Here is a 5,809-nt window from a genome sequence, read left to right as displayed (position 1 = left end):
CGAGTGGCCCGTGGTCAGGCCCTGCTGTCGGAGCTCGTCCTCGAGGCGCTGGAGCGGCACCCCTGCCTGCACGGTGGCCTGCATGTTCTCGGGGTCGATGCGCAGCACCGCGTCCATGCGGGAGCAGTCCAGCACGATCGTGTCCACCACGCTCGTCTCGAGGCCGCCCTCGGTGCCGGTGCGACCGGTCCGCGGGACGACGTTGACGAGGTGCTCGTCGGCGAAGGCGAGGACGGCGGCGACGTCCTCGGTGGACTCCGCGTTGACGATGGCGACGGGGGTCGGGGCGTCGTGGATGCCGTGCACCGCCTGGTACTTCTTGAAGCGGTCGACACTGGCGTCGAGCAGGTGCTGCTCGTCGGTGTCGATCTGCTCGGGGCGGACGACGGTGGCCAGGTGGGCGAGGATCTCGGCCCGGTCGAGGGTGGCGATCGATTCGATCATGGTGGTGGTCCTTCCGGTGGTGCGGTTCGTTGCGCTGGATGCGGTTCGTTGCGCTGGGTGCGTGGCTGGGGTGCCGTCGGACGGGAGGCGCGTGGCGGGGTCGTCGCGCGCCGTGCGTCCGCCGGGTGGTCGCGCTAGCGGACCAGGTATCCCCCGTCGACGGTCAGCGTGTGGCCGTTGACGTAGTCGGAGGCGCGGGAGGCCAGGAAGACCGTCGCGCCCATGAGGTCGGCGACGTCGCCCCAGCGCCCGGCCGGGATGTGGTCGAGGACGCGCTGGTTCGTCTCGGGGTTCGACCGGGTCTGCTCGGTGATCTTCGTGGCGAAGTACCCGGGCGCGATCGCGTTCACCTGGACGCCGTGCTGCGCCAGCTCGTCGCAGTACGCCTTCGTGAAGCCGACGATCCCGTGCTTCGTCGCCGCGTAGGCCGGGGACCACTGGCCGCCGAGGAACGCGAACAGCGACGCGATGTTGATGATCTTCCCGGAGCCCTGCGCGACGAAGCGCTTCGCGACCGCGTGGCCGAGGGCGAACGGCGCGGTGAGGTTGACCGCGACCATCGGGTCCCACTTGGCGCGGTCGAACGCCTCGACGTCGTCGAGCAGGCAGATGCCCGCCGAGTTCACCAGCACGTCGATGCCGCCGAGGGCACGCTCGCACTCGGCGACGATCCGCTCCGGGGCGTCGGGCGCGGTGAGGTCGACCTCGAGGAACGCGTACCGACGTCCCTCGGCCTCGACGAGCTCGCGGGTCGTGCCGTCGTCGTCGACGACGCTCGGCACGAAGACGTCCGCGCCGGCCTTGGCGAGGGCGAGCGTGAACGCCTGGCCGAGGCCCGAGTTCCCGCCGGTGACGACGGCGCGCTTGCCCGCGAGGGAGAAGAGGTCCAGCGAGAAGTCGCGGATGTCCATGGGGAGGGGTCCTTTCGTGGTGGAGGTCAGGCCGCGGCGACGACGGCGTCGTCCTGCGGGCGGCGTGCACGGTCACGGGCGCGGAGGCGCATCGTGACCGTGGTGGTGACGACGCCGAGGAGTGCCGCGCCGAGCAGGACGGCGAACATCGTCGTGTAGCCGCCGCCCTGCTGCGGGACGTCGTTCGCGGGGTCGCCGACCCACCAGGCCGCCAGGGCGGGCAGGAACGCGTCCGGCAGGTAGGCGATGCCGGACGCCAGCCCGATCACGCCGCCGCGCTGGGCGAGCGGGACCTCGACCTCGCCGACCTGGGCCCAGTAGACGCCGCGCGCGGTGAACACCGCGAGGCACATCACGACCATGAGCACGACCGCGACCCAGACGAGCGCGGGCCGCTGGGGCACGAGGAGGAACCCGAGCGCGCTCGCGGCGGCGACGACGAACGCCCAGCGCAGGAACGCCGGCGACGACTTCGTCCAGCGGGCGACGAGCGCGCCGCCGGCCGGTCCGCCGAGGATCTGGAAGACGTAGGTGCGGACGACGCCGATCGCGCCGAGGAGCACGACGGGCACCGCGTAGCCGTACTGCAGCAGCGGCGTCAGGTACCCGAGCAGCGTGTAGAAGCAGTACATCAGCATGATCGAGGCACCGATCAGCCAGGTGTACCTGTTCCGCGCGGCCGCGACGAGCTGGCGGAGCGAGACGGCCTGCTTCCCGACGCCGTCGAGCGCGGCCCGGTCGACCCGCACGACGAGCAGGACCAGCACCGCGAACACGAGGCAGAGCACGCCGTAGATCCGCATCACCGCGAGGACGCCGGCGGACTCGGCGATCGCCGCGGCCACGACGGCGGCGCCGACGAACCCGACCACCGTCGACGTGATGCCGCGGATGCCCTCGAGCCAGCCGAACAGCCACCCCTGCTCGTCCGCCGAGCCGAGCATCGACACGAGCTTGACCAGCGACGACCAGTAGAGGCCCATGCCGAGCACCGCCATGAACACGTGCGCCACGACGACGCCGGTCTCGTCCGGCACGGTCGACAGCCAGAGGTCGACGACCCCCATGCCGGCCAGTGCGACCACGATGAGGACCTTCGGCGAGAACCGGTCGGCGAACCACCCGCCGCAGAAGTACATGACCACGGCGACGGCGCCGAAGATGCTCGTCACCTCGCCGTAGCGCTGGATCGAGAGACCGAGGGCGTGCGCCGTGTCGGCGAGGAAGACGAACCGGATGTAGGCGACCTGGAAGATCGCGCCACCGGTCATCGACAGGACGATGAAGCTCGTCAGTCTGCGGGACTTGGTCAAGACCACTCCTTCGTGGTGATCGGGGGACAAAAAAAGAACAGCGACACCCCAGCGCTGGTGCGCTGCGGGTGCCGCTGTTCTCTGAGGTCTGGAGCGACTGCCGTCCTCGGGCGGACGGCCGATCTGCAGTTGTGGTGATCCGCGATATGCCGGATACGGGGTGAACGCTACCCCAGGTCGGTCGGACGGCACAACCTGCTCCCGACTCCCGGGTGGCGCTCGGCACGCGGACGTGCATAATGATCAGGCCCGGAATGTGAACGTGCACATCGACGTGCCACGACACCGGGCGGGAATGAGCAGCAATGGCGTCGACGCGAGCACAGCAGTCGCGTGCGCCCAGCATCCGCGACGTCGCACGGGTCGCCGGGGTCTCGCACCAGACGGTCTCGCGGGTCCTGAACAACTCCGACGCCATCCGCGCCGAGACGCGCGACCGGGTCCTCGCGGCGATGGAGCAACTGCAGTACCGGCCGAACCGGGCCGCGCGGGCGCTGGTGACGAGCCGGACGCACACCATCGGGGTCCTGACCGCACGCCGCGCCCACTACGGACCCGCGGTCGCGTTGCAGGCGATCGAGGACGCGGCGGTCGCCCGCGGGTACAACGTCACGACCTCGACCCTGACCGAGACGACCGACGAGGCGGTGCGCGAGAGCATCCAGCGTCTGCTCGACCTCGACGTCGAGGGCATCGTCGTGATCGCCCCGCAGCAGAAGGTGTTCGACCTCATCGAGGAGCTCGGCATCCGGACGCCCTACGTCACGATGCGCGCGAGCGTCGGCGAGGACCCCACCGCGCTCTGGGTGGACCAGATGGAGGGCGCCCGGCTCGCCACCGCGCACCTGCTCGACCTCGGACACGAGTACGTCCGGCACATCGCCGGGCCGCAGGACTGGATCGAGGCGGACGCGAGGATGCAGGGCTTCCTCCGGGAGATGTCCGACCGCGACATGCCCGTCGTGGCGCCGATCCTCGGGGACTGGACCGCCGACTTCGGCTACCACGCCGGCCGGGAGCTCCTCCGTTGGCGGGACTGCACCGCGGTGTTCTGCTCGAACGACCAGATGGCGCTCGGGCTCATGCACGCCGCGCGCTCCTACGGGTTGGACGTGCCCGGCGACCTCTCGGTGGTGGGCTACGACGACATCCCCGAGGCGAAGCACTTCTGGCCGCCGCTGACGACCGTGCAGTCGACTTCGCCGAGCTCGGGCGGCGCTGCGTGGACCTCCTGCTCCCCCGCGACGACGAGCAGCTCCGGCCGATCGACATCGTGCCGCAGCTCGTCGTCCGCGGCTCGACGAGCGCGCCGCGCTCACGCTGACGCGCCCTGGCAGCGGTCGCCGACGCGCCCCACGCGACGGCCTGGAGGCGCATGCCGGGGCCGCCCCGCGCCTCCCGGCCGGACCGTGCGGAAGTCCGCATCCGCGCGCCGCACCACCCCACACCGGGGGACGTGACGCGGCGCGTTCCGCCGCTCGACGCGGGCCGTTACACAAACGCGACAAAGACGAATTGACAGCATCGGGACCCCTGTGCGTAGGATTGCCCCCGTTCCAGCCGATGTGACCGTTCACATGGACCGTCACACGGCAGGGGCACCGGACGCGACAACGGGGTCCACGCAGGTGACTGCGCCCCCGCTGCCGCAGTGTCAACCCGAATGACTGCCGCGCTGGAGCGGCAGAAGGAGATGCACCGTGGCGTCAACCCCACAGGGCCCCGACCAGGTCGAGGACCCCCTCGCGACGAGGTCGGTGACCGCAGCCGAGACCATCCTCGAGATGCGGTCGATCACCAAGGAGTTCCCGGGCGTGAAGGCCCTCTCCGAGGTGTCGCTCACCGTCCGTGCCGGCGAGATCCACGCGATCTGCGGCGAGAACGGTGCCGGCAAGTCGACCCTGATGAAGGTGCTGTCGGGCGTGTACCCGTACGGCACCTACGACGGCGAGATCGTCTACGAGGGCGAAGAGGTCCGGTTCAAGGACATCAAGCAGTCCGAGCAGGCCGGCATCGTCATCATCCACCAGGAGCTCGCGCTCATCCCGGAGCTCTCGATCACCGAGAACCTCTTCCTCGGGAACGAGCCGTCGAAGTTCGGCGTGATCGACTGGACGAGCGCCCAGCTCCGCGCCCAGGACCTGCTCGCCCGTGTCGGCCTGGACGAGGACCCGGACACGCAGATCAAGAACATCGGCGTCGGCAAGCAGCAGCTCGTCGAGATCGCCAAGGCCCTGCACAAGGACGTCAAGCTCCTCATCCTCGACGAGCCGACCGCGGCGCTCAACGAGAACGACTCGCAGCACCTGCTCGACCTCATCGTCGGGCTGAAGTCCAAGGGCATCGCGAGCATCATCATCAGCCACAAGCTCAACGAGATCGAGCAGATCGCGGACGAGATCACGATCATCCGTGACGGCAAGACGATCGAGACCCTCAACGTGAAGGGCGACGGCGTCAACGAGGACCGCATCATCCGCGGCATGGTCGGCCGCTCGCTCGAGAGCCGTTTCCCGGACCGCACCCCGAAGATCGGCGAGACCTTCTTCGAGGTCCGCAACTGGACCGTGCAGCACCCGCTCGACCCGTCGCGCCTGGTCTGCAAGGGCTCGAACTTCCACGTCAAGCGCGGCGAGATCGTCGGCTTCGCCGGCCTCATGGGCGCCGGCCGGACCGAGCTCGCGATGAGCATCTTCGGTCGGTCGTACGGCACCTGGCTCGGCGGCGAGATCATCAAGGACGGCCGCGAGATCAAGGTCGCGAACGTCCAGCAGGCGATCGAGAACGGCATCGGCTACGTCTCCGAGGACCGCAAGGCGCTCGGTCTCAACCTGCTCGACACGGTGAAGCGGTCGACGGTCTCGGCGGACCTGCCGAAGATCTCGAAGGCCGGCGTCGTCGACTCTCTCGAGGAGTACAGCGTCGCCGAGCGCTACCGGAAGCTGCTCCGCACGAAGGTGCCGACGGTCGAGGAGAACGTCGGCAAGCTCTCCGGCGGGAACCAGCAGAAAGTCGTCCTGTCGAAGTGGATGTTCACCGNNACCCGACTGCTCATCCTCGACGAGCCCGACCGCGGCATCGACGTGGGCGCGAAGTTCGAGATCTACGGCATCATCCAGCAGCTCGCGGCGAAGGGGAAGG

5 protein-coding genes are annotated in these 5,809 nt (G+C 69.6%); 2 read left to right on the top strand and 3 right to left on the bottom strand.

Features of this window, described 5'->3' with window-relative positions:
• From I59_RS03070 to I59_RS03060, 3 genes are all read right to left on the bottom strand, one after another.
• On the bottom strand, positions 1 to 444 hold a 444-nt coding region (locus I59_RS03070), incomplete at its 3' end, for an FAD-binding oxidoreductase (protein ID WP_031272628.1).
• Positions 445 to 578: 134 nt separating this feature from the next.
• Entirely contained in the window at positions 579 to 1,355 is a 777-nt protein-coding gene (locus tag I59_RS03065; RefSeq protein ID WP_022902618.1) for an SDR family oxidoreductase, read from the bottom strand.
• Between the two features lie 26 nt (positions 1,356 to 1,381).
• On the bottom strand, positions 1,382 to 2,668 hold the full coding sequence (locus I59_RS03060) for an MFS transporter (protein WP_022902617.1): 1,287 nt from the start codon (positions 2,666 to 2,668) through the stop codon (positions 1,382 to 1,384).
• Between the two features lie 305 nt (positions 2,669 to 2,973).
• Here I59_RS03060 and I59_RS19020 point away from each other — a divergent pair, with 305 nt between their 5' ends.
• Positions 2,974 to 4,128, top strand: a complete 1,155-nt coding sequence (locus I59_RS19020) for a LacI family DNA-binding transcriptional regulator (RefSeq protein WP_261976500.1) — start codon at positions 2,974 to 2,976, stop codon at positions 4,126 to 4,128.
• Between the two features lie 324 nt (positions 4,129 to 4,452).
• A partial coding sequence (locus I59_RS03050; RefSeq protein WP_031272624.1) for an ATP-binding cassette domain-containing protein occupies positions 4,453 to 5,809 on the top strand: 1,357 nt, incomplete at its 3' end.

It is taken from the genome of Curtobacterium sp. B8 (assembly GCF_000333315.1).
In the GTDB taxonomy this organism is placed as follows: Bacteria; Actinomycetota; Actinomycetes; order Actinomycetales; family Microbacteriaceae; genus Curtobacterium; species Curtobacterium luteum.
Note: the sequence above shows the minus strand (reverse complement) of the source record. Positions and strands in the feature narration are given on the sequence as shown.

What these genes read in the sequence shown, in the direction of transcription:
- I59_RS03065 (WP_022902618.1), bottom strand. Translation starts at nt 1,355, where the DNA reads ATGGACATCCGCGACTTCTCGCTGGACCTCTTCTCCCTCGCGGGCAAG.
- I59_RS19020 (WP_261976500.1), top strand. Translation starts at nt 2,974, where the DNA reads ATGGCGTCGACGCGAGCACAGCAGTCGCGTGCGCCCAGCATCCGCGAC.